At 73.2% G+C, this 22,197-nt stretch carries 9 protein-coding genes; 1 reads left to right on the forward strand and 8 read right to left on the reverse strand.

All coding sequences use genetic code 11. The features are described from left to right. Positions 1–29: 29 nt before the first annotated feature. The 8 genes from ACWEFL_RS06100 to ACWEFL_RS06135 form a co-directional block, all read right to left on the reverse strand. Positions 30–1,190, reverse strand: a complete 1,161-nt coding sequence (locus tag ACWEFL_RS06100; RefSeq protein WP_451708063.1) for a hypothetical protein — start codon at positions 1,188–1,190, stop codon at positions 30–32. After that, positions 1,187–4,816 carry a hypothetical protein gene (locus ACWEFL_RS06105; RefSeq protein WP_451708065.1) on the reverse strand — a complete coding sequence of 1,210 codons (3,630 nt, stop codon included), beginning with the start codon at positions 4,814–4,816 and terminating at the stop codon, positions 1,187–1,189. Before ACWEFL_RS06105 ends, ACWEFL_RS06100 begins: the two co-directional genes overlap by 4 nt. 13 nt (positions 4,817–4,829) lie before the next feature. Then, positions 4,830–7,016: a hypothetical protein gene (locus tag ACWEFL_RS06110; protein ID WP_451708068.1), complete on the reverse strand. Its 2,187-nt coding sequence runs from the start codon at positions 7,014–7,016 to the stop codon at positions 4,830–4,832. 20 nt (positions 7,017–7,036) lie between these two features. Further along, positions 7,037–10,489, reverse strand: a complete 3,453-nt coding sequence (locus ACWEFL_RS06115) for a DUF6603 domain-containing protein (RefSeq protein ID WP_451708071.1) — start codon at positions 10,487–10,489, stop codon at positions 7,037–7,039. A gap of 348 nt (positions 10,490–10,837) precedes the next feature. Beyond that, positions 10,838–12,247 carry a hypothetical protein gene (locus ACWEFL_RS06120; protein ID WP_451708073.1) on the reverse strand — a complete coding sequence of 470 codons (1,410 nt, stop codon included), beginning with the start codon at positions 12,245–12,247 and terminating at the stop codon, positions 10,838–10,840. A gap of 24 nt (positions 12,248–12,271) precedes the next feature. Beyond that, positions 12,272–13,921 (reverse strand): hypothetical protein, encoded by a 1,650-nt coding sequence (locus tag ACWEFL_RS06125; protein ID WP_451708076.1) that lies wholly within the window; start codon positions 13,919–13,921, stop codon positions 12,272–12,274. Then, positions 13,921–17,328 carry a hypothetical protein gene (locus tag ACWEFL_RS06130; RefSeq protein ID WP_451708079.1) on the reverse strand — a complete coding sequence of 1,136 codons (3,408 nt, stop codon included), beginning with the start codon at positions 17,326–17,328 and terminating at the stop codon, positions 13,921–13,923. Before ACWEFL_RS06130 ends, ACWEFL_RS06125 begins: the two co-directional genes overlap by 1 nt. Beyond that, positions 17,325–20,174, reverse strand: a complete 2,850-nt coding sequence (locus tag ACWEFL_RS06135) for a hypothetical protein (protein ID WP_451708082.1) — start codon at positions 20,172–20,174, stop codon at positions 17,325–17,327. The genes ACWEFL_RS06130 and ACWEFL_RS06135 overlap by 4 nt, the downstream gene beginning before the upstream one ends. Positions 20,175–20,555: 381 nt before the next feature. Here ACWEFL_RS06135 and ACWEFL_RS06140 point away from each other — a divergent pair, with 381 nt between their 5' ends. Then, complete coding sequence (locus tag ACWEFL_RS06140; protein WP_451708085.1) at positions 20,556–21,938, forward strand: SGNH/GDSL hydrolase family protein; 1,383 nt, start codon at positions 20,556–20,558, stop codon at positions 21,936–21,938. The last annotated feature ends 259 nt before the right edge of the window (positions 21,939–22,197 follow it).

The following is a 22,197-nucleotide window of genomic DNA, read 5'->3' on the forward strand; positions in this document are numbered from 1 at the left end:
CCTGGAGGGGCGTGGTCGGTCGGCGGTGGTCAGGCCGGGGTGTACTCGCGCAGCGGGCCGGTGCCGAGGGGGAACCAGGTCAGGGAGGCGGTGAAGTCCTCCCCCTTGGAGACGACCCGGATCGTCGCGTCCTTCGGTACGGGGACGAAGAGGCTCGCCTCCTGGTTGTCGCTGCCGCCGCGCACGTCCCAGGACTGGGTGGCGAACTTCTGCCGTCGCAGCCCCGGCGGGGTGACGAGGACGGAGAGTTCGGCCATGACGTCGGTCCGGGTGGTCTTGACGTAGCCGGTCAGGACGCCGTCGGTGTCGGCGAAGTAGGTCATGGCGTCGCTCTGGGTGGTGACCGGGATCTCCTGGGCCTGCCCGAAGAGCCGGACCGTGCCGTTGGCGTCGAGGTCCCCGACCTCCAGGTCGGGGACGTCCACCGTCACGGCGGTGGTCAGCCCGTAGGTGACGGGACGCCCGTCCTCTGTGGTGGAGGCCAGCAGCATGAAGGCGGTCGCCCGGGTCAGGGGGTGCGAGGTCCAGCTTCCGTTGCCGTCGCTGATGAAGCCGTTGACGGAGATGCGCTGGTCGTCGAAGAAGAGGTCGAAGTCGGGGCCCTCCTGGCACTTCCAGGTCAGGGTCACCGTCTCGCCGTTGGACACGCCCGCCTTGTCGGGCCGGAAGTCCTCCAGGAGGGCGTCCGGGGCGGCCTTGGCCAGCCGGGCTCCGGTGACCGCCGTGCTCCGTACCGGTCCGTCGGTGCCCCGTACCGGTCCGTCGGCGCTCCGTACCGGTCCGTCGGCGCTCCGTGCCGGTCCGTCGGCCGGAAGGGTCTCGGCGATGTCGAGGGTGACGGTGCCGGGCACGCTGTCCACGACGATCCCGGCGAGGGTGAGGGTGATCCGTCCGCCGGGCGGCAGCGGGGTGCCGGGGGCGGCCGGGCGGAGCGCGAAGACTCCGCCGCCCCGGTGCTCCGCCGCCCACGCGGGGTCGTCGACCGTGGCGCTGACGGTCTGGGGCAGCGCGGTGAGGCTGCCGGGCCCGGTGCCGGAGGGGAGGGTGACGGTGACGGCCTCGCAGACGGCCGGCTCCGGGCCGTCGTTGGTGACGACGACGTCGACGGTGGCACGGCTGACCTGTGCGGCGGTGCTGATCCGCAGCGGGGAGGGGCTGGTGTGGACGCGATAGCCGAGCACGGTGGTCATGCGCTGCTCCCTTGGGGCTGTTCGCCGGGGCCGGACTCGTCGAGCGCCCCGCTGAGCTGGAGGAAGCCGAAGCGGGCCGCGGGAGTGGTGTCGCTGAGGGCGAGGGGGGCGTCGGGCTGGGCGAGGGGGCGGGTGGTCCACTCCCCCGTCCCGCCGCTGCCGGACGCCGGCTCGGCCCAGGACCAGGAGCCGCGCCGGCCGGAGGGACCGGGCATGACGAGGTGTTCGGTGGGTTCGGTGCCTTCCGCGCCGGGGATCGTCCGGGTGCCCGCGAGCAGCGGGCCCATCCGGAAAGCGAGCCGGACCCGGCCCAGAGGGGTGCGCACCCAGGTCTCCGGCAGCTCCAGCCGGGCCACCGGCAGAATGTCGCTGACCGCGTGGACGGCGGCCCAGGGGTCGGCGAGCAGGGTCAGCCAGGCGGTGTCGGTGTCCTCGTCCGCACGGGTGTCCTCGGGGGGATGGTCGCCGGTCGCGGGGCGCGCCCGCAGGGCGATCTCGTGTCCGTCGATGGGGACGGTGTAGCCCGGAGCGCCGGGTTCGGCACCGACGCGGTCGGGGTCCGGTTCGTCGACGGGGAGGGCGCTGGGGCGTTCGGCGACGGTGTGGAGCGTGGTGTAGTCGGTGCCGGTGAAGAATCCGGCCAGTCCGTCGCTGATGATGTCCCCGGCGCCCAGCCGGACGTTCCACCGGTACTCGGTGAACTCGGGCTCGGAGGGGGAGAGGACTTCCTCCCAGGAGGACGCGGTCATCGCGGGCCCGTCGAGTTCCAGCCGTACCCGGCTGCGCAGCAGCGCCATGGGGCGTCCCACGAGGGCGGCGAGGCTGGTGTCCTCGCCCTGGGGGGCGGTCGCGGACAGGGCGCTGTCGACGGTGGCGAGCAGGGCGTCGAAGGCGTCGGGGCCGCCGTCGAGGAGTCCGGTGACGAAGCCGTGGAGGTGGGGCAGATCCTGCTGGAACTCCCGCCCGGCGGGGGTGCCGTCGTCGACCTCCGGGTACGGGGATCCGGGCAGCGGGTCCCAGTCGGTGGTCCGCCGGTGGCCGGTGTCGAGGACCGCCCTGATCTCGCCGAGCGCGGTGCCGTCGGGGGCGTGCACCAGCAGGGAGTCCGAGAGCCGGTTGGCGATCAGCCAGCCGCAGACGGGGGTGTCGCCGTACGCCGCGGCGGGTCCGTCCTCGGCGTCGATCCGCCGGTGGTCGTCGAGGGCGGAGACGTGGTCGAAGCGGAGCCGGGCGGGCTGGAGCAGCCGGGGCGGCAGCTGGATGTAGCGGTATTCGTTCTCCTCGTTGACGGGGATGTCCGGGACGACGCTGTCGGCGCGCTTCACCTCGTACTGGAGCATGTTGTCGGGGCTGATGACGGCGAGGGAGCGGCCGAAGCGGTCGATGACGTGGAGCTGTTCGAAGGCGAGCTGTCCGGCGCGGACGGGGCGGAAATCCCTCGGCGGCTCGCTCACCGGGCCGGGGTCAGGCACCTCGCTCAGCGGGACGCGGGAGCTGCTGGTGTCGACGAGTTCGGTGCGGAGGTTGAAGGCGGGCGAGTGCTGGGCGAGCCAGAGGTTCACTCCGTCGATGCGCTGGGACAGATCGTCGTCCTCGGCGGTCTTCTCCTTCAGGGCCGCCAGTTCGGCCACGGGCCCACGGGGGTGGGTGCGGATGTGCTGGGCGAGCCGGGAGCGGGTGTTGAAGGGGAGCAGCGGATTGAGGAGGGCCCGTCCGGTGAGGGTGCTGGGGTCCACGGCGCCGGTGCCTTCCCAGGTGTAGCGGGTGCCGTCGAAGCTCCAGTGGTCCGCGCCTTCGCTGTGGTACGGGGTGGGGTGGCAGTCCGTCTTCCAGATGATGTGGAGCGGGGACCAGGGTTGTTCCCAGGGGCGGGTCCAGCGGGCGAGGGTGCCCTGGACACGGGTGTCGTCGGCGATGGCCTGTTCCAGGTCGTCGCCGCTGAGGGCGGCCCGGTCGAGGAGGAAGAACTCCTTCAGCAGGGCGGCGATCACGTCCTGTCCGGGGAGTCCGCCGAGTTGGGGCGCGGGCGGCGCGGCCGGTGCCGGGGTCATGGTGCCGCCGATGACCACGCCGGTGACGGTCTCGGCGGCGGTACGGCAGAGCAGGGCGTTCTCGTCGGTGAGCTGGCGGTCGAGCCGGGCGCCTCGGACGACGACGGAGGGGTCGGGGGTGCTGTGGAAGGGGGGTTCGGGGCAGCGCTGGAGTTCGCGGTCGGGGGCGATGTTCCCCTCGGCGAACTCGGCGGTCCTCCGGGCCAGTTCCTCGGGGGTGTCGCCCCAGGGGATCTTCGAGCGCAGCCCGTCCGCGCCGAACAGCGCGTCGACGGCGGTCCGTACCTTCCCCGCCAGGGAGGTCTCGTCGTCCTGCTTGAGCTGGGCGTCGCAGCGGTTGTCCCAGCCCTGGGGCCTGCTGCTGCGTCCGCGCAGCCACCACAGCCCGTAGAGGCGGCGCTGGATGTGGGCGAGGTCGCGCAGGGCGGTGTCATGGGCGGACTGGGCCCGGTTGAGTCCGTCAAGCCACTCCCGCTCGTCCGCGGTCTCCCGGTCGGTGCGCTGCCGGCGCCGCTCGCCCGGGGGTTGGGGGCGGTCGACGACGCGCCAGCGGTAGCCGCCTTCCTCGGCGCCGAACCAGGTGCGGCGCAGGGCCTGGTCGAGGGCGCTCTCGCCGTCCTCGTCGAGCACGTCGAGGAGGTCGTAGCCGAACGCCTCCCAGAGCAGGGCCGCTTCGGGGTCGTCCAGGGCGGCGGGGGTGAGCGCGGTGGCGGCGTCGGGGGCGACATGGCCGACGGCGACGTCGATGGCGTTGATGTCGTCCGGTTTGCGGTCGGGGGTGGGCCGTTCGCCTTCGAGGTCCCAGCGAAGGCCGAGGGAGGTGCCCGCGCAGTAGGAGCGGGTGGGTGTGAGGGCGGGGTCGGTCGTGTCCCAGCGCAGGGTCTCCAGCCAGGCGCGGACGTCGCCGCCGGGGGGCGCGTGGAGGATGTCCCACCGCGGGTCGGAGTACCAGCCGACGACGGCGTAGCCGAGGAGGGTGGGTTCGGTGAGGCCGGTGAGCGGGTCGTGCAGGGAGAAGACGTTCTCGTTGTAGGGCTGGAAGGCGGAGAAGGTGGGCAGTCCGGGGCCGACGGCGGTGAGGAAGGGCGTGTCGGACTCACGTCCGTCGAAGGGGTCGGTGGTGACGGAGACGGCGCGGCCGATCCAGGCGGGCACCAGTCGGGGCGCGGTGGGGTCGAGGAAGGGGGAGGTGCCCTCGTCGTCGTCGAGGAAGTCGCTGTCGACGACCCAGCCGGTGGCGGTGGGGGTCTGTTCGGGGGCGTTGGCGGGGCGGCTGTAGCGGACGACCAGCCAGCGGTTGGGGACGTGGCGGAAGCGGACCCGTCCGGCGGGTCCGTCCTGTTCTCCGCGCCGGAGTGCGTCGGGGAGCTGCCAGTGCACATGGGCGCCGTGGTCGGGTTTGTCGGACGAGGCGCTGCCGAAGGGGTCGGGTTCGGGCTGTACCCGCTGGTCGAGCCGTTCGAAGTCGGGGTACCAGCGGCGGAAGGGCTCGTTGGCGCGTACGCGCTTGTTGACCAGCAGGGTGTCCACCTGCACGGGGACGATCAGGGAGTTCGAGGAGGTAGGGGCGTCCATCTCGTACGGGTTCCTAACGTCGGCCGGGGGTGAAGGTGATCCGCTGCGGGGCGTTGACGAGTTCCACGGCGAGCGCGCCGGGCGACAGGTCCTGGCCGTCGGGGAGTTCGCCGAGGTCCCGCAGGGCTGCGGCCAGTGCGGGGACCAGCGGGTCGGGGCCGACGGTGACGCTCAGGATCTCGGGGACGGTTCCGCCGTGGGAGGTCCGCAGAACGCGGGTGATGTCGCCGTCGGCGGGGAAGGAGGCTTCCTCGCCGAGGGAGTCCCCGACCGGTGGGGTGAGCCGGCGCAGTCCGATGCGGTCTGCCTCGTCGACGCCGAAGTGGATTCCGGCGTGGGGCTCGCGGAACACGACCTCGTCGGGCACCCCGTCGATGAGGCAGAGGAGCAGATCGGGGCCGATGATCCTGCGGTGGACGATGTCGAGCAGCCCGGTCCCGGTGCGCAGGGGTTCGACGACGACCTCGGGCCAGCCCCGGACCAGTGCGGAGCGCATGAGGAGACCGGAGAGCGGGCGGGGGGCGTCGAGGGTGTCGTACGCCATGCGGTTGACCACCTCGTCGAGGGTGGTGCCGATGCCGGTGCTGAGGACGCCGTCCCGCAGCGCGGCGCACCACCAGGGGTCGACGTGGAAGAACCGCAGGCTCTCCGCGGGCAGCATCCGGGCGTCGGGCACCAGGTGGTGCAGGGGTGTCCGGGCGATCAGGGTCACCTGGTCGACGGTGTCGCGCAGCTCGGCGATGGGCTGGTCGAGCGCGCGGAGCAGCCCGTCGCGGAGGGGTCCCGCGCGGAGCGTTCCGTCGCGCAGCGCGGCCACGGACGGGGGCCGGGGCACTCCCCCGGTTTGGCGGCGAGGCTTCCCCGCGGTGGCGGTCCCGGTGGTGCGGGCGGCCCGGTGCAGCCGTTCGCCGAGTCCGTCCTCGATCAGCCGGTGGAAGCGGTCGCGGGCCGGGTGGGCGCTGTCCGCCGCGAGTGAGACGGCGGTACGGGAGTGCACCAGGGCCCGTGCCGCGACCCGGCGGGAGCGGGAGCGGAAGGCGGCCAGCGCGCTCGCCAGGGTGTCGTCGGAGAGGGCGAGGGCCCGGCCGAGGGTGAAGGCGGACGCGTAGCCGACGTCGAGGACTCCGGTGTCGGTGAGGTAGATCAGGGCTTCGTCGGCGTGGCGCAGCGGGGTGTCGCCGATGCCGGGCGGCTGCTGGGGGACGACGGGGGTGAGCGGTCCCCGGTACCAGGCGAAGGTGCGCTCCCCGGAGGGCAGGACGTGTCCGACGGGGGCGTAGCCCTGTGCGAGCCGGTCGGCGGCGGGGCCCTGCGCGGGCCGTGGGCCGGTCAGCCGGAGTCCGAGTCCCGCCGGGTCCTCGGCGAGTGCGCGGATGAGGGCGGCGAAGTGGCCGCCCGCGTCGGGGACCGCTTCGAAGGACCAGGCGACGAGGGACACCATCCGGACGGTGTCCTGGGTGGGGCGCGCGCCGTCGAGGTGTTCGGCGAAGCCTTCGAGGGCGACGAGATGGGCGGCGTACCGTCCGGCGGTGCGGGGGAAGCGGTTGGCGACGACGACGCCGTAGTCACCGGTCTCCAGGATCTCCCCGGCGGGTCCGAGGACGCGGGCGGCCTGCCGGTCGCGGACTCTGCGCAGATGGCAGAGGTGGCGCAGCTCCCGCTTGCGCGGGATGAGGGCGGCGTAGACGTCGGCGGGGATGTCGACGGTGGCGCACTCGCTGTCGAGCAGTTCCTCGGGGACCCGGTTGATCTCGGGGGTGAGGACGGTGGGGTCGGTGTTCCGGGTCACCTCCCGTACGGTCCGGATGCGGGTGGTGCCCTGGGCCTTGGGGTCGTCGGGCAGTTCCTCCTCGGCGAAGAGCAGCAGCGCCAGCCAGGGCAGGGTGAGGTCGTCCGGGTCGGGGCTGCGTTCCCACGGCAGGATCAGCCGGTTGAGGGTGATGTGCGGCAGTACGTACTCGAAGGCGCCGGATGCGCCGGGCGCGGGGTGCAGGGCGTGGACGAAGGAGTCGTCCAGGGTGAACTGCGGGGCCCGGATCTCGAAGTCCTTCTGGACGGGGAGCAGGGCGTCGTCGACTCCGGGGCCCTCGACGGTGTGTTGGAGGGCGGCGGTGTAGAGCCCGGCGGGGGCGGGGGCGATGTGGTCGTCGTGGAAGTGGACGGTGAACCTGGGGGTCTGTTCGGCGGTGGTCTCGGTCATGGCGGCTCCCGTGGCGCGCTTCAGATCGTCAGCGGTTCGGCGGTGAAGGTGCTCGCGGCACGGGCGGCGAAGCCGTCCAGGGAGTCGTGGTGGCCGGGCGGGGCGAGCCCGAGGGCCGTCAGCTCCGTGTGGAGGGCGTTCCGGGCGGGGACCGTGGTGGTGGCGACGGTGTCGGCGATGGTCGCGATGGGGGTGGGGGTGCCGTCCTGCCAGCGTTCGGGCACGGGGCCGGTGGGCGGGTCGGCGGGGGCGACGGGCAGGGCGTCGCTGGGCGCCAGGTCCTCGTGGCCGAGCGAGACATCGGTCATCTCGCCGGGGGTGGGCCCGTCCTGGGGCGGCGGCACGACGACGGTGAGCCCGAGGAGCTGCCCGGGGACGAGGGAGTCGTGGGGGTCGGGCTCACCCGCGCCCCACAGCGCCTTCGGTACGGCGGAGGTGTCCTCCGTGATGATCCAGCCGCGGGCGTGTGGGTCGAAGGGACGGTCGTCCAGGGTGACGGTCAGGGTGTGCAGGGAGTCGATTCCGGTGACGTCCATGGGCCGGATGTCGAGGGGTTTGCCGTCGACGGTCTTCGTCCCGGCGGTGGCCTTCGACGCGGGGACGGCGGTGGTGGTGGAGAAGGAGAAGCCGTCGGCGGAGACCACCCAGCGCTCGTCCCCGGCGGCCAGGCGGCGGGCGCGGACGGACTCCTCCTCGGGGAGGATGCCGCTGAGCGGGGTGATGCGCAGCATCTGGTCCCGGGCGGGCAGTTGTTCCCGGAACTCGTCCCAGGAGACGGGGGGCGGGGACTTCCGGGCGCTCGCGCCGAAGGAGACGTCGAAGTCGATGCACCAGAGGTGGACGGTGGCGATGCCGCCGACGCGCGGGCCCCAGAGATCGAGGTCGACGCCGACCTCGCCTCGGACGGTGAAGAGCCACAGGTCCACCGAGAAGCCGATGCGGACGCCGATGCCGAGCCGGAAGTAGAACGGCTTCCACTGGATCAGGGCGTCCAGCCGGGCGGTGAGCCAGGCGTCCACGATGCCCGAGTGGAAGGCGACCTCCAGCCGTCCGCCCGCCATCAGCGCGGAGGGGGTGAGGGCGCAGTACGCCTCGCCCCGGACGGTGACGACGTCGGAGATGCCCCAGGTGAAGCCGAGCCGGGGGACGACGGGGTAGTGCGCGGGCGGGTCGAAGTCGCGGTGGTAGCCGCCGAGGCTGAAGACGAAGTCCCCGGCGTGCGGCCCGGAGAACCAGGTGCGGTAGGCGAGCCCGCCGGTGAGCCGGCAGTCCGGGTCGAGGACGAAGGACTCGGGGGTGAGTTCGGCGGCGAGCGCGAGCATGCCGTCGCGCGAGGTGTAGAGGGCCTGGAGCGCGAGCTGGATCCGGGCGAAGACGGGGCCGGTGCCGCGTCCGAGGGGAAAGGAGGCGGTGGCGAGCCCGAGCACGGCGACGGTGAAGTCGTCGCCGAACTCCACCAGGGCGAGGGCCTGGGCGTCGACCATCCGGAAGACGGTGAAGTCGATGCCGAGGGCGAACCAGATCCGCCCGGATTCGGGGGTGATCCACGGGGGCCGGCCGCCGGTGCCGTCGAGCAGGGAGTCGAGGACCTCCAGCGGGGGCCGGGCCTCGCCGCCCTGGGCGAGTTCGGCGACGAACGGGAAGTACGGGGTGTCGGCGGGGGCGGGCACCCGTACGGAGCTGTTGTAGCCGAACCCGGCCGCGATGCCGCGCACCTGGAACGGGGGCGGCCCGAGGCCGGAGCGCCCGCCGAGTACGCCGTAGAGGAAGAGGGAGGGGAAGCCGCCCTCGGCGCGGGCGTAGGCGCCGAGGACCTTGATGCTGAGGACCTTGGCCTCGATCACCGCCATGCCCGCGAAGAGCTGCTCGTAGGGCGGCTCGGACTGCTTGGCGAGGAAGGCTCCGGCGATCCGGACGGGGGGCCGGTCGTAGGCGAGCCCCAGGCCGCTCAGGACGGGGGTGAAGTCCCAGTCGCCGTCGCCCCGGTCGATGCGGACGGTGAAGCCGAGCCCGGAGGCGCCGAGTTCGATGCCCCCGGCGTCGAGGGTCGCGTCGACGGTGATCCGGACGGTGCCGTCGGCGTAGCCGAGGGAGATCTCGGAGATCCGCAGCGGGCCGAAGACGGCGTCGACGGGGAGGGAGGCTTTGGCGGGCTCGGGGGTGTCCTCGTCCGCGGCGACGGCCGGGAGTCCCGGCGGCGCGGAGGGCGCGGTCCGCGCGGCGGGTACGGGCGCGAAGGGCGGCGGGACCGGGCCGGGGCCGGTGCCGGGTTTTCTGCGGCGCAGCGGATAGACCAGGGCGTAGTTCTTGGCGGTGAGGGCGATGCCGCCGGTGACGGCGACGGAGGCTCCGGCGGTCAGGTCGCGGGAGGGCAGTCCGAGGTTGACCCCCACATTGCCCAGCAGCTCGTTGACGGCCTTCACCTTGCGGGTCTTCATCGGGGCGGAGAGATGGAACGCCTGGAGTCCGGCGAAGACGAGGTCGTCCTCCAGGGGGATGTGCTCGCCGACGGTGGGGAGGTCGGCGAGACCCGCCTCGTAGACGCCCTGGAGCAGAACGACCCGCAGTCGGCGGCCGGTGCCGATGGCGGAGCGCTTCTGGGGCAGGGAGGCCCAGGCCAGCTGGACGTACTCGGTGCGCGCGCTCAGGACGACGGCGCGCTTGCGCTTCTCGTAGGCGAAGGCGACCTGGTGGAGGGAGGGCACCAGCGCGGACGGGAGTTCGGCGGGGGCGGTGCCGAGGGCGTCGGCGATGTCGTCCCAGGACAGGCCCTCGTCGGAGGACCAGTCGCCGATGACGGTGCCGCCGTCGTAGGTGGCGGTGAAGACCATCTCCTTCTCCCCGCCGGCGAAGGGCAGGGACAGGGCGGCGGAGAGCTGGGCGCCGACGCTGAGGACGAGATGCGGGGTGAACCCCGGATCCTCCTCGTCCTCCTCGTCGTTCTCCTTGTATGCCTTGTACGCCTTGTACGCCTCGTCGGCCTGGGCCTCTGTGCGCACCGGGTCCAGGCTCTTCGTGCTCTGAGCGCCGGGACCGCCGGGGTCACCGGGACCGCCGGGAGCACGGACGGCCTCGTCGTCGTCCGATGACGGGAGGGTGAAGTCGAGGCTGACCCCGGTGACCGTCTGCGTGCCGTCGACGGTGAAGGCCACGACCACGGGGCAGGGCCCGTCGACGAGGGTGAAGGAGAGCGTCCCTTCGACGGTCAGGTTCCCCCGGTCGGGGATGGACCCCCCGACGGTCAGATCCGACGACTGGAGCCAGGTCGCGAGCAGTTCGGGCACCCCTCCCAGCTCTCTGAGCCGGTCGAAGGGGATGCCGAAGTCGTCGCCGGAACCGGGAAAGAGATCGAGCAATTCCTGGAGTGAGAGGGCCATGAGCTCCCCGAGCGTCGAGGTGGTGGTGAGGCCGGGCGGAAGCATGGCACGGTCGGCGATCTCCTCCGGCCGGAAAACCAGACGGTAAGTCGCCAAACACAACCTTCCGGCCAATCGCGGGGCCCTTCCGACATCAGCCGGGGAACATCGATTCCGAAACCTCGCCCCGTGGCGGGCGGATACCGTCCGCCCACGGGTCCTGCCCTGGCACGCGGCGATCAGGGTGCGGCGTCGCCTCCCCGCACCGCACGACGACGGCGGCGGCGGCCGGGATCGCCTCGGTGAACGGACGCATCGACAAGGCGGTTACCCGATGGGCGGCTTGACGCTTTGTCATTCATCCGAACGTGGGCCTCCGGCTACGGTGCCTGACGGCACCCCTCGGGCGTCCCCGCGCGCGGCGCGCCCGCCGGGGGCGCGCCGGTGCTCGTCGTACGGACGGCCTCAGCCCTCCTCGGCGGCGGGCGGGGCGGCGGATCCGATCCGGGAGACGGAGCCGGAGTCCCAGAGACAGACCGCGGTACGGTCCCCGGCGGCGCCACGGGTGCGGACGCCGAACTGCCAGAGGAACTCGGGGAGATGGGGCGCGCCGGCGGACCACTGATCGCCGAGGAAGTCCTGGACGTGGGTGTTCTGGAGGAGATCGAGGGTGGCGGGGCTGCAGAGCACCAGGACGTCATCGGGCACGGTACTGGCCGTTCCGTACCAGAGGGTCCTCCCGCCCCGGTCGAAGGGGCTGGGGGCCGGGTTCGCGTGGGTGCCGGGCAGCGGGAGGCGCTCCCAGCGGCCGTTGCGCAGCCGGAGCGCTCCGCAGGGTCCGACGCCGAAGACCAGATGGTCGCGTTCCTCGGTGTCGCCCATCGGGGAGAGCACGGCGACGAAGTCGGTGGCGACCGAGGCGGTGGAGGCGGCGTTCCGGGACTGGGCGAGCCGGGTCAGGGAGTCCGCGGTCCCGGTGACGACGGAATGCAGCAGTTCCCGAAGCACTCCGTGGTCGCCGCCGGAGAGGACCTGTTCCAGGGTGCCTGCCTGGCCGGCGAGTTGATCGGCGAGGCTGAGGCAGGTCCGGCGTGCCGCGATCTGGGCCCAGTTGCCGACGGGGTTCCCGGCGGCGAGCGCGGCGAGGGTGAACGGGCGGTTGAAGCGCCCGTCGTAGCTGCGCAGCACGAAGGCGTCCCGGCGGGGGACGGCCGCCCGGCGGTGCCGGAGACCTCGGACGGAGGCGGCCCTGATCCGGAGGGCGCCCTGGTCACCGCCGTCGGCCTCGGTGTCGGGTACGGGGTCCAGGTCCGCCGGCACCTGTCCGGAGCCGGTGTCGGTCTCCGCGCCGGGCCCGGCCGTGGGGAGTTCCGGCACCAGGCGGACTCGGTCGCCCTCGCTCTCGGCCCTCAGCCGCGCCAGGGCGTCCGCGAGTGCCTCGGCCTCGGCGCGGGCGGTTTCCGCGTCCGTCCGGGCGGTCTCCTCCCCGGCGCGGGCGGCCTCCGCGTCGGCGCGGAACCGCTCGGCGTTCCGCCCGTGGGCGTCGGCCTCGGCCCGGGCGGTCTCGGCCTCCTGCCGGTGGCGCGCGGTCTCCAGGGCGCCGACCCCGAGTTCGGTGCGGGCCTGGGCCTCGGCCGCCCTCAGCCGTGCCAGTTCCTGTTCGCCCGCGGCGAGCCGGCTGCGGTAGTCGGCCTCCAGTGCCCCCGCCCGTTCCCGGGCCTGCAGGGCGGGCTCCCCGGCGGAGCGGCGGAGGGCTTCGAGGTCGGCGGCGAGGCGTCGTCCTCGTCGTGCCGTGACGGCGAGCCCGGCCGCCAGCAACAGCGCCAGCAGGGTGAGTACGGCAAGGGCGAGCCGGTAGATGTCCTCGTCAGGCATGGGTGTTCCCTCCTCGGCCCCGGTTCAGTGGGACGTCTTGGTGCCGCGGGCGCCGGTCGCCACCACGACGCCGTCCTTCACGGTGCCGCCGCCCTGGAGCAGTTCGTGCCGGAGCACCCAGAGGATGGTCTCCGGTTCCCCGGTGCCGGCGTCGGCGGTGATGACGGAGCCGCGTGCCCGGGAGGCGGACGACATGCCGATGTCACGGGCGGCGCAGCCGTAGCCGCCTTCCCGCAGCAGGGCACGGGTATGGCGGGTCAGTGCCCTGCGACGGGTGCCCCACCAGCTCATGTCGTCGGCGGGCACGGAATGGACGGGTCCGCCGAGTCCGGCGTCGAGTTCGCCGAGTTCCACCGCCGCCTCCTTGTCCGTGACACGCCACCGGTGGGCGGTCCTCATCCGTCCAGCCGACCGGCGGAGCTGTTCGAGGTAGCGGCTCACATCGTTTCCGGGGGCCGCGGCCGGGGTGGGGAAGTCGGCCCCCTGGCCCGCCTGCGGGTGGAACACGGTCAGGGTCATCGCCTGGAGTTTGGTGACACTGGGCCACCAGTACTGGAGGCTCGCGTCACGGGGCAGCAGCAGCTCCAGGTCGCGGAGGAGCGAGGTGAGGAGGGAGCCGAGCTGTTTGGGGGCTCCATCGAAGGGCGGGGCCACCTTGCCGCCGGCGCTCGCGGTCCCCTCGGCGTGGGAGCGGTAGTCGGTGAGGGTGAGGGCGGTGCCCCGGGCGGGCCCGGGGCCGTCGCCCGGCGGGGGCCGCAGTCCCTCCGGGAGGGCCGGGATGCCATGGCCGGCCGGCCGGGCCGGGGGCAGTTCGGCGGCGGTGGCGAGCAGGTCGCGCAGTTCCCCCGGGGCCTGGGACTCCGGCAGCCGGAGCAGGGCGAGGTGGAGGGCGTCCCACAGCTCGGGCACGGCCCGGTCGGCGGTGAGAGGGCCGGCGCCGGGGCGGCAGCGGCGTATCCAGTTGCCGAGGAGATGGTCGCGGCGGAGCTGGTCGAGCGGGGTGAAGTGCTCGTCCCAGATCCTCAGCAGCGAGTCGCGGAGCGCGGCCGCGGGGTCGGGGGTGACGGCCGGCCGGGCGGGGGTCCGGCGCACGGGCCCGGCGGCCTGGTCGCCGGGCTCGGATACGACGGGACCGCCGGGGCCTTCGCCGGTGTCCGCTCCGATGTCCGCTGCGGTGGCCGCCCCAGTCGCCGGTGCGGTGGCTGGTGCGGTGGCTGGTGCGGTGGCCGCCGCGCCGGGGGCGTCCGGGACGTCCGCCGTGTCCGTGGCATCCGTGACGCCCGGATCCCGCCCACCCGTGGGAGCGGCGCGGCCGGGCCCGCCGGGGGCCGCGGGTCCGGGTTCCCCGGAACGGGATCCGTCGGCCGTCTCGGGTGCCGGGTGACGGACGGGCACAGCCGGTCGGGCGTTTTCCCCCACGGCGGCCGGAGAGGGGGACGCGGGCTCTCCCCGCGGGGCCGGCTCCTCGGGGACGCCCCGGAGCAGATCGGCGAGGGCGAGCGAGAGCAGGCGCACGGGCACGGCGGCCCGGTCGCCGTGCTCCGCCTCCAGGGCGATGCCGAAGAACGCCCGTGCGGTGCGGCGCAGTTCGGCGCGGGCGAGGTCGGCGGCGGCCGACTCCCGGTCCCGTACGACCTCGTCGAGCAATGTCTCCAGGGACGCTGGGGTGGACATCAGTGCCTTCCGGAGTAGGGGTTCCACATCTCGTTGAGGGAGGGTTCGCTGCGGTTCATCGGCAGTCTGCGGACGGCGCCGGGCCGCTCGTGGACGTCCCGGAGGTCCTTGGCGGGCAGGAAGGGCACCCTGCCCCGGTGCACCCGGAGCCGGCCGGTGGCGGTCAGCGAGGCCCGGTGGACGGCGGTGGGGCCGGGGTCGCCGGGGGCCTTCGCCTCGCCGAGGAGATGGCGGGTGCCGTCCGGTTCCACCGCGTGGAAGCGGAAGAAGCGGTATCCGTCGGGGTCCTCGTCCAGGGGTGGCGGCAGCAGCGCCATCGCCCCGGCCACGGGCGGGGTGTGCGGGTCGGGGGTCTCGTGGAGCTGCGCCGGTTCGTCGCCGCCGAGCGGTCCGGCGGGGAAGATCTCGGTGCTTCCTCCCCCGGCGGTCTCGGCGTGCACGGCCCAGGGCAGGTTGCGGGCGGGCCACTCCTCGCGGGGGTCCTCGCCGAGCCGGGGGACGAGGTCGAAGTACTCCCCCTCGGTGAGGTGGTGCTCGCGGCCCAGGAAGACCAGGAGGACCGGGTTGAGCTGGTGGTCGACCTCGACCCGGGCCCTGATCCGGTCCCACATGGCGGCTCCGGGGGTGAACTTCTCGCGGCGGGCGTGGTCGACGAGGTCGACGTTGCCCCAGTTGACCGAGTTGGAGCGGTCGGTGGCGCGCTGGAGGAAGACCGTCTCATTGGGCTGGAAGGGCGCGCTGTGGCGGCCGAGGCGGCCGGTGATGTCGAGTTCCTCGAAGGGTTCGCCGGTGCGGAAGACGGGTTCCTGGCCGTTGGCGCTCATCAGGTTCATGTTGCAGGGCATGCCGAGGAAGAGGTTGCCGGTGCTGACGGTGGCCTCGGTCAGTCCGCGCTGTGCGGCGCTCTTGATGGCCTCGGTGCCACCGCCGTCGCCGTACTCCTCCACCGCGCGGAAGTTGATCGTCTTACGGGAGTAGGCCCAGGCGGCGCCGATGGAGGCGGCCTCCTTGGCGTACCGGGTCTCGCGGGAGAGGGCGGCGGCGTTCCAGGGCAGGCGTACGGAGTCGTGGACGGCGCCGGTGAACCACTCGACGATGCCCTCCTGCACGAGCGGCATCATGGTGCTCCGGCCGGAGAGCATCACCCGGTCGAGCCGTCCTCCGGGGAGCCGGGCGAGGTTGTCGCGTACCAGGTCGGCGGCGATGGCCGCGATCCGGTGGACCGCGGGGCGCATCAGCCGGTGGAACTGGGCCGGGTCCAGGGGGACCCCCTCGGCCGGGAAGAGCGCCTTGCCGTAAGGGGCCTTGCGGCCCTGGTTCTCGAAGACGTGCTCGTGGAGTTCGTGGAGGAACCGCTGCGGCACGACGGGCGGGGTGGCGTCGGCGCCGGTGGCGCCGAGGGTGGTCTTGATCTTCTCGGCGAGGGTGAAGAGGTGGACGAACGGGTTGCGGCGCCCGGTGTCCTGGTCGCCCTCGGGCCACTGGGAGGGCAGCAGGTCACCGAGGACCTGGCGGACGTCCGCGGGGGCCACGTCGTCGCGGAGCCCGTAGCCGAGTACGGCCTCGGTGAGGGGCAGCGGCGCGCCGCCGGGTTCGCGCAGGGAGTCGGGAAGGACGGAGGTGAGAGCCTCGCGTTCCTCGGCGTGCTCGCCGCCGGTGAGGAGTTCGTCGACGATCCGGGCCTTGATCCAGTAGTAGACGAGAAGGGTGAGGAAGTCCCCGCCGAGCTGGCTGTGGCCGGTTGAGCCGATGACCTCGGGGGCGAGGCTGTAGTGGATACCCCGGGCGGCGGCCGGCACGGCGTCATCACCTGGTTCGGGGTCGCGTACCTCGGTGGTGAGGCGGATGAGGGCGATGTCGGTGGTGCCGCCGCCGATGTCGACGACGAGTCCGCTCTGTCCCCAGGAGGGGCGGGGGCCGCCGTCGAGGGGGTGGGAGCGGGCGCGCAGGGCCTCGACCCCGTTGCCGAGGTCGGTTCCGAGGTCGCGGAGGAGGAAGAAGAGTCCGGCGGCGACCCCTTCGTCGTAGTCGACGCAGACGTCGGTGGCGTCGAGTGCGTCGACGAGCAGGGCGCGGAGCGCCTCCCGGGCGCTGGGCGCGGTGGTCGTGGGGTGGGTGACGACGATACGGGCGAGGGGGCGGGGCTCCCGGTCGCGGTCGGCGGCGGCGAAGCCCTCGGCCCGGTTCAGCAGGTCGTCGTAGACATGGGTGTAGAGGTAGTCGGTGGTGAGCGAGTGGTCGGGGGGCAGACCGGGGATGCCGACCTGCCGGGTCTGGCCGAGGAAGCGCTTGAGGTCGGGGCAGACCCCGGCCTCCTCGGTGACGCGGGCGCCGAGGGAGAAGCGGGGGGTGCCGTCGTTGTCGAGGCGCATCCTCAGTCCGCTGTCGATGAAGGTGGTGCTCTGGCCGAACTCGACCTGGCGGAGCCGCTGCCGGGCGAGCGAGGGCACGTTGAGCGCGTCGTCGTAGACGTCGTGGAGACGCAGGGCGAGCCAGCGGGAGAGGGCCTCGGACTCGGAGGAGAGGCCCTTGTCGAGTTCCAGGCAGACCAGGTCGAGCATGCCGGCGGGGAGGGGGCGGCCGTCGCGGAGGCGGGTGGCGAGGGCGGCCGGGGTGGTGAGCCGTTCGTCGACCGCACGGTCGGTGAGGAGGGCGGTGAGTTCGGCGAGATGGGCCCGCCAGGAGTCGGCGGCCGCGGCCGGCGGGCCTTCGGGGTGGCCGTCGAGGAGGTCGGCGAGGAGTTCCCGGAGCCGGCGTTCCTGGCCGGGGTCGATGGGGAGCTGGTCGTCCTGGCGGGGGTCGAAGAGGGTGATGGCGGAGGCGGTGGTGCCGAAGTCGATGGCGGCGAAGCCGGGGAAGACCTGGTTGCGGTCCGCGATGACCCGGCGGCGCAGGAAGTACAGCTCGTCCGGGGGCCCGGCGTGGCCGGCGTCGGCGGCGGGCCGGGGGACGACGAACTCCAGGGTCATGGTGTGGGGGACGCGGACCGGTTCGGTCTGGGGTGCGGCGCCCGTGGTGTAGGAGACGCTCCAGACGATCTCGCAAGCGAGGATCTCCTCGCCGGAGACGGGGGTGCCGGGGGCGGGCGGCAGGACCTCCGGGGGTACGGAGAGCGGGGTGTCCAGGACCCGGCGGCCGAGGATGCGTTCGCGTTCGACGCCGGGGTAGGTCCAGCCGTTCTCGAGCCACTGCGTCAGTTCGGGCGGGGCGTCTCGGATTTCGATGATCCGCAGTCCGTGGATGGAGTTCCAGGCCGCGCCGTCGCCGGAGACGAGGGTGAGCCGGGGCAGTTCGTACCGGCCGGTCGCGGGGTCGGGGCTGGTCCGGAAGGCGCGCGGGCCGAGGCGGTGCACCCCGCTGTGGCCGCCGGCGTCGAACTCCATCGTCAGGTCGCGCTGGGATGTCATGTGTCGAGTCCCCACTTCGCCAGGTGGTCGAGGAGCGGGGGAATCCCGCCGTCGTGGCCGTCTTCCCCGTCGCCCCTGTTGTCGCTTTTGCCGTAGGGTTCGGCCGGTCCTGCGGCGGGTTCCGGGGTGTCCCGGAAGAGGCTGTGCCGGGCGCGCTGGGCACTGCGCTGGCGGAGCTGGCGTCCGACGGGGATGCGGGCCTGGGCCCTGCGGAACTGGTCGGAGAGGTAGGCCCGCACCTCTTCGAGGAGGTCGAGCAGGAGTCCGGTACAGGCTTCGGCGACGGCCTCGGCCATTTCCCGGCGCATCCGGAAGGCCCGCATCTGGTGGAGTTCCACCTGTGCCTGGACGGTGTTGAGGCGGGCGGCGACGGAGCTGTTCCAGGGCAGGTCGTGGTCGTCGCGCTGGGGGAACCGGCGGTGGGGTTCGGCGCCGATGTCGGCCGCGTCGTGGGCGGGCCTGAGAACCCGCTCCTTGACCTTCTCGGGTATCCAGGAGACGTCGGTCATCTTGCCGATCATGCGTTTGCGGAGGACGTCGTTGGGGCCGTCGAGTTCGGCGAGGGGTACGGCGAGCAGGGCCTCGGTCTCGTCGTCGGCCCACCAGGTGTTGAGGTCGTCGAGGCGTTCGTTCCAGGTGCGGGCGAAGTCGATGGCCCACTGGTGGACGTGGACGAAGGTCTCCTCGGCGAGCTGGTTGACGGTGGCGTCGAACTCGCGGCGGAAGGCGGCGGTGTTGTAGACGGCGTCGGCGGCGCCGGAGAGTTCGTTGTCGAAGGGGTCGCCTCCCGGGGAATCACCGCCGAAGGGGTCGTCGCCGAAGGGGTCGTCGGAGGTGTCGCCGGGCGTCCGGGCGGCACCGTCGCCGACGGTGATGGTGCCGTTCTGCATCCGGTTGGCGAGGCTGTGCCACTCGGGCCAGGCGAAGACCTCGACGACGGCCTGGCGGCGCAGCAGTTCCAGCAGGGAGACTCCGGAGCCGTGGGTGAGCGAGGTGGGGTCGCGGAGCTGGTTGAGGTCGTGGTCGAGGCGCTGGAGGGTGCTGCGCAGTTCGCGGAGCCGGTTGTCGGCCCGGCGCAGGGCCTCGTCGTCCTCGCCGCCGGGGCCGCCGGTGAGGGCGGCGAGTTTCTCCAGCAGACCGGTGAGGGTGCGGACGCGTTTGCCGACGCGCATGTTCTTCAGCCGTACCCCGTGGCGTACGACATGCTCCTCGATGAGCGCGCGGAGGGCGGTGATGCCGCCGTCCGTCTCGTAGGCGCTGAGCCGGCGGGCCCAGGCGTCGTTGGGGAAGTTCTCGGAGATCCGGTCGGTCCAGCCGGTCCAGCCGGGCGGGCCGGCGGCGTTGTCGACGGGACCGGCGGGACCGGCCGGATCGCTGAAGGGATCCGAGAAGTCGAAGGGGTCGCCGGTGTCCGGCGCGGGAGCGCTACGGGCGGCTCGGTGGGCGGAGAGCAGTCGGCGGACCTCGTGCCGGGACTGGTCGCTCGCCTCGCTGTAGGTGTAGCCGTGGGCGGCGATCCCGGCGATCGCCGAGACGGGCAGGACGCGATCGTGGCGGCCCTGGACGAGTTCCCGGCCGGTGACGTCGAAGCCCTTGATGTGCTGGGAGGCGGCGCGCAGGTCCTCGGCGGAGAGGCGTCCGTCGGGCAGCGGCGGTACGGGGACGGCGTCGAACTTGTTGCCCGCCACGAGGACCGAGTCCTCCAGCTCCGAGCGGCTGCGGCCGTGCCGCTGGAGCATTCCGTAGAAGTCGAGGGGGGTGCCGGCATTGGGTTCGTCGGCGTCGAGCACGATCAGGATGGTGGAGACGTCGGCGAGTTCGCTGTGGCTGAGATAGGCGTCGCGGCTGCCGGAGCTCTCGCTGCCGAGGCCGGGGAAGTCCAGGAGGACCAGGTCCCGTTCGCCCGCGAGCCGGCCGAGGTTCCAGGCGCCGGGGTCCACGGAGACCCGGTAGGTGACGCGGCGGATCAGCGGGAAGGCGGCGCGCAGATCGGTCGCGGAGTCGGCGACTCGGCGGACGGAGTGGCGTATGCCGGGCCTGACCGGGAACTCCCTGGGGGGTTCGGTGATGTCGCCGAGGTCGAGGGCTTCGTTCAGCAGGGCGGCGCTGGGCTGGACGGTGGCGCCGAAGAGGGTTCCGTCGCCGAGGCAGGCGTCCCGGAAGAGCAGGAGTTCATGGGCGAGCCGCCGGTGCCGGGGGTTGTCTGCCTCCTGGGTCCACAGGGTTCGGCGGGCCCACTCCTCAAAGCCGCGCCAGTCGTCCTCGAAGGGGTCGTAGCCGTCGAGGGCGCGCAGGTCGAGGTGGGGCAGGTCCTGCCGTACCTTGTGGGCCAGTTCGCCGAGCATGAAGGCGGCGCATTCGCGGGCGCCCTCGCGGGTCAGGAACTCCACGACCGCGTCCCGCGAGAGTCTGGTGTGTTCGCCCGGCGGGCCCTGCGAGAGGTGGAGCGCCGTCACATTGCCGGTGCAGGCGCGGACTTCGACGGGCAGCACATCGGGCCTGCCGAGCAGGGTGCCGATCAGCAGGGACTTGCCGTTGCTGAACTCCCCCACCACGCCCATGGTGACGGGAGAGGACGCCACCTGGCGCAGGTCGTGCGCCTCCTGCACGGTCTGCTCGATGAGCCGTCCGATGACCTGGTCGCCCTCGTCGGCCGTCTGGCGGGCGAGAACGGCGAGGGTCTCCTCGGCGAAGGCGACGGGGGCGTCGTGGGGTTCGCGGCGGCCGGTGCCGTCCGGGCCACTCCCCCTTGGCCGTACTCCCTCCCCCTTGTCCGTGCTCCCTCCCGGGCGTCCGGTGCCGGACGCGTGGTCGCTGCTCTGGGACTCGTCGTCTGTCTGGGACACCGCTGCTCCGATTCCGGTGCGAGGGACGGGCCGGGGGCAGGGCGTACGGCGCGGCGCCTCCCGGCGGCGGGCACGGGCGGCCGGTGTGCGCCCGCCCCTGGGTGCGGCGGGCGCACGTCAGGGGAGCGCCGGCGTATCGGACGCGTTCCCCCACAACCCCGTTGACCGGGTGCTGCCCCGCGTACCCCCCGGTTCGCACCCATGGCCAATATCGCACGGGAAAGAGCGCTATGCCGCCGCTTATCGGATATTCGCTCAGGTGAACACCCTTGGTACGCACAGGGATTGGACGTGGCGGGGTTCCCTCACGGCCCCCGGGCGGGGGCCGTCTCCTCCGCCCCCTCGGGGTAGATTCCGGCTACCCCCACAGAAGGAGCATCGATGCGAGCGACGCGTCCGCGCACCTCCCGCACCCCCCACACCCCCCGCACCTCAAGGCTCACCCTGGCCGCCACGGCAGCGGCGGCGAGCCTGCTGACGGCGGTCCCCGCCACCGCCGCCCCGGCCAACGCCGCCCCCGCGGCCCAGAATCCAGGGGCGGACTCCTCCCGTACCGGCGATTCCCATACCGGCGGTCCGGACCGCTGGAGCGCCGCCTGGGCCTCCGGGCTGGTCCGCCCGACGGCGCCGCTGCCGTGGTCCTGGCCGAACTGGGCCTGGGACGGATTCGCCGACCAGAGCCTGCGTCAGGTGGTGCGGGTCGGCGCGGCCGGCGCCGAACTGCGGATCCGGGTCTCCAACCGGTACGGCACCCGGCCACTGGAACTCGCCCGCGCCACGGTCGCCCGTGCGGGCGAGGGCCCGGCCCTGGCGCCCGGTTCCGTACGGGAGGTCCGGTTCGACGGCCGGGCACAGACCGCCATACCTGGAGGCGGGGAACGGTACTCGGACCCCGTACGGCTTCCGGTCTCCCCACTGGAGCGGGTCACCGTCACCCTGCACTTCCGGGCCGCCACCGGCCCCGCGGCGCTGCACGAGGACGGGCTCACCACCGCCTACCGGGCATCGGGTGACGCGGCGGGCGAGGTGTCGGGCGCCTCGTACGGAGAGACGAGCGAGTCGCGCTACCTGCTCTCGGGCGTCGAGGTGCGCGGGATCCGGAACGGGGGCGGGGTGGCCGCCTTCGGCGACTCCATCACCGACGGCTGGGGGTCCACACCGGGCACCGACCGCCGCTATCCCGACCGGCTCGCCGACCGCCTGCTCGCCGATGGTCGGCGCAACCCCGTGGTCAACGCGGGAGTCAGCGGAAACATGCTGCTCACCGACTCGGCCTGCTACGGCGAGAAGGGGGTCGCGCGGTTCCGCCACGACGTGACGGAGCGGCCCGGCGTCCGTACCGCCGTCGTCCTGATCGGGATCAACGACATCGGCGGCGGCGGAGCGGACGACTGGGGCTGCGGCAGCGCGCCCAGGGCGGAGGCAAATCGCCTGATCGACGGGTACCGGCAGCTCATCCGGGCCGCGCACCAACGCGGGATCACGGTGGTCGGGGCGACGCTCACCCCGTTCAAGGGGTACGCGCCCTACTACTCACCGGAGAAGGAGGCGGTACGGGACGCGGTGAACCACTGGATCCGTACGGGCGGGGAGTTCGACGCGGTCGCCGACACGGACCGGGCGCTCGCCGATCCGCGCCCCGGCCATGGCGACGAACTGGCGCCCGGGTACGACTCCGGGGACGGCATCCACCCCAATGACGCGGGGATGGACGCCCTCGCCACCGTGGTGAAGGAGGCCGCCGTCACCGACGCCCGTTCCTGACCGCCCGGACGCCCGGACGGGCCCGTTCCCTCCCGAGCCGGGGGCACGGGCCCGTGCGCGTTCACCGGACCGAAGCCGACGCTGGATCAGCGGTGCTGCGGTGCCCTCCCGGCACGGACCATGAGCCCGCTCGCCGGCCAGATCCCAACTCACCGGTCAAGGCCCTAGTAGTACTTCGTTAGGTCGATTTGGTGGTGTGGTGTTGGTTCGGGCATGGTGGTGCGGTGGACTTGGGGGAAGTTGAGGAATTGCGGGGCGA

It is taken from the genome of Streptomyces sp. NPDC004838 (assembly GCF_053600955.1).

Coding starts and splice junctions, on each gene's coding strand:
- ACWEFL_RS06100 (WP_451708063.1), bottom strand. CDS start 1,190: ATGACCACCGTGCTCGGCTATCGCGTCCACACCAGCCCCTCCCCGCTG.
- ACWEFL_RS06105 (WP_451708065.1), bottom strand. CDS start 4,816: ATGGACGCCCCTACCTCCTCGAACTCCCTGATCGTCCCCGTGCAGGTG.
- ACWEFL_RS06110 (WP_451708068.1), bottom strand. CDS start 7,016: ATGACCGAGACCACCGCCGAACAGACCCCCAGGTTCACCGTCCACTTC.
- ACWEFL_RS06120 (WP_451708073.1), bottom strand. CDS start 12,247: ATGCCTGACGAGGACATCTACCGGCTCGCCCTTGCCGTACTCACCCTG.
- ACWEFL_RS06125 (WP_451708076.1), bottom strand. CDS start 13,921: ATGTCCACCCCAGCGTCCCTGGAGACATTGCTCGACGAGGTCGTACGG.
- ACWEFL_RS06130 (WP_451708079.1), bottom strand. CDS start 17,328: ATGACATCCCAGCGCGACCTGACGATGGAGTTCGACGCCGGCGGCCAC.
- ACWEFL_RS06140 (WP_451708085.1), top strand. CDS start 20,556: ATGCGAGCGACGCGTCCGCGCACCTCCCGCACCCCCCACACCCCCCGC.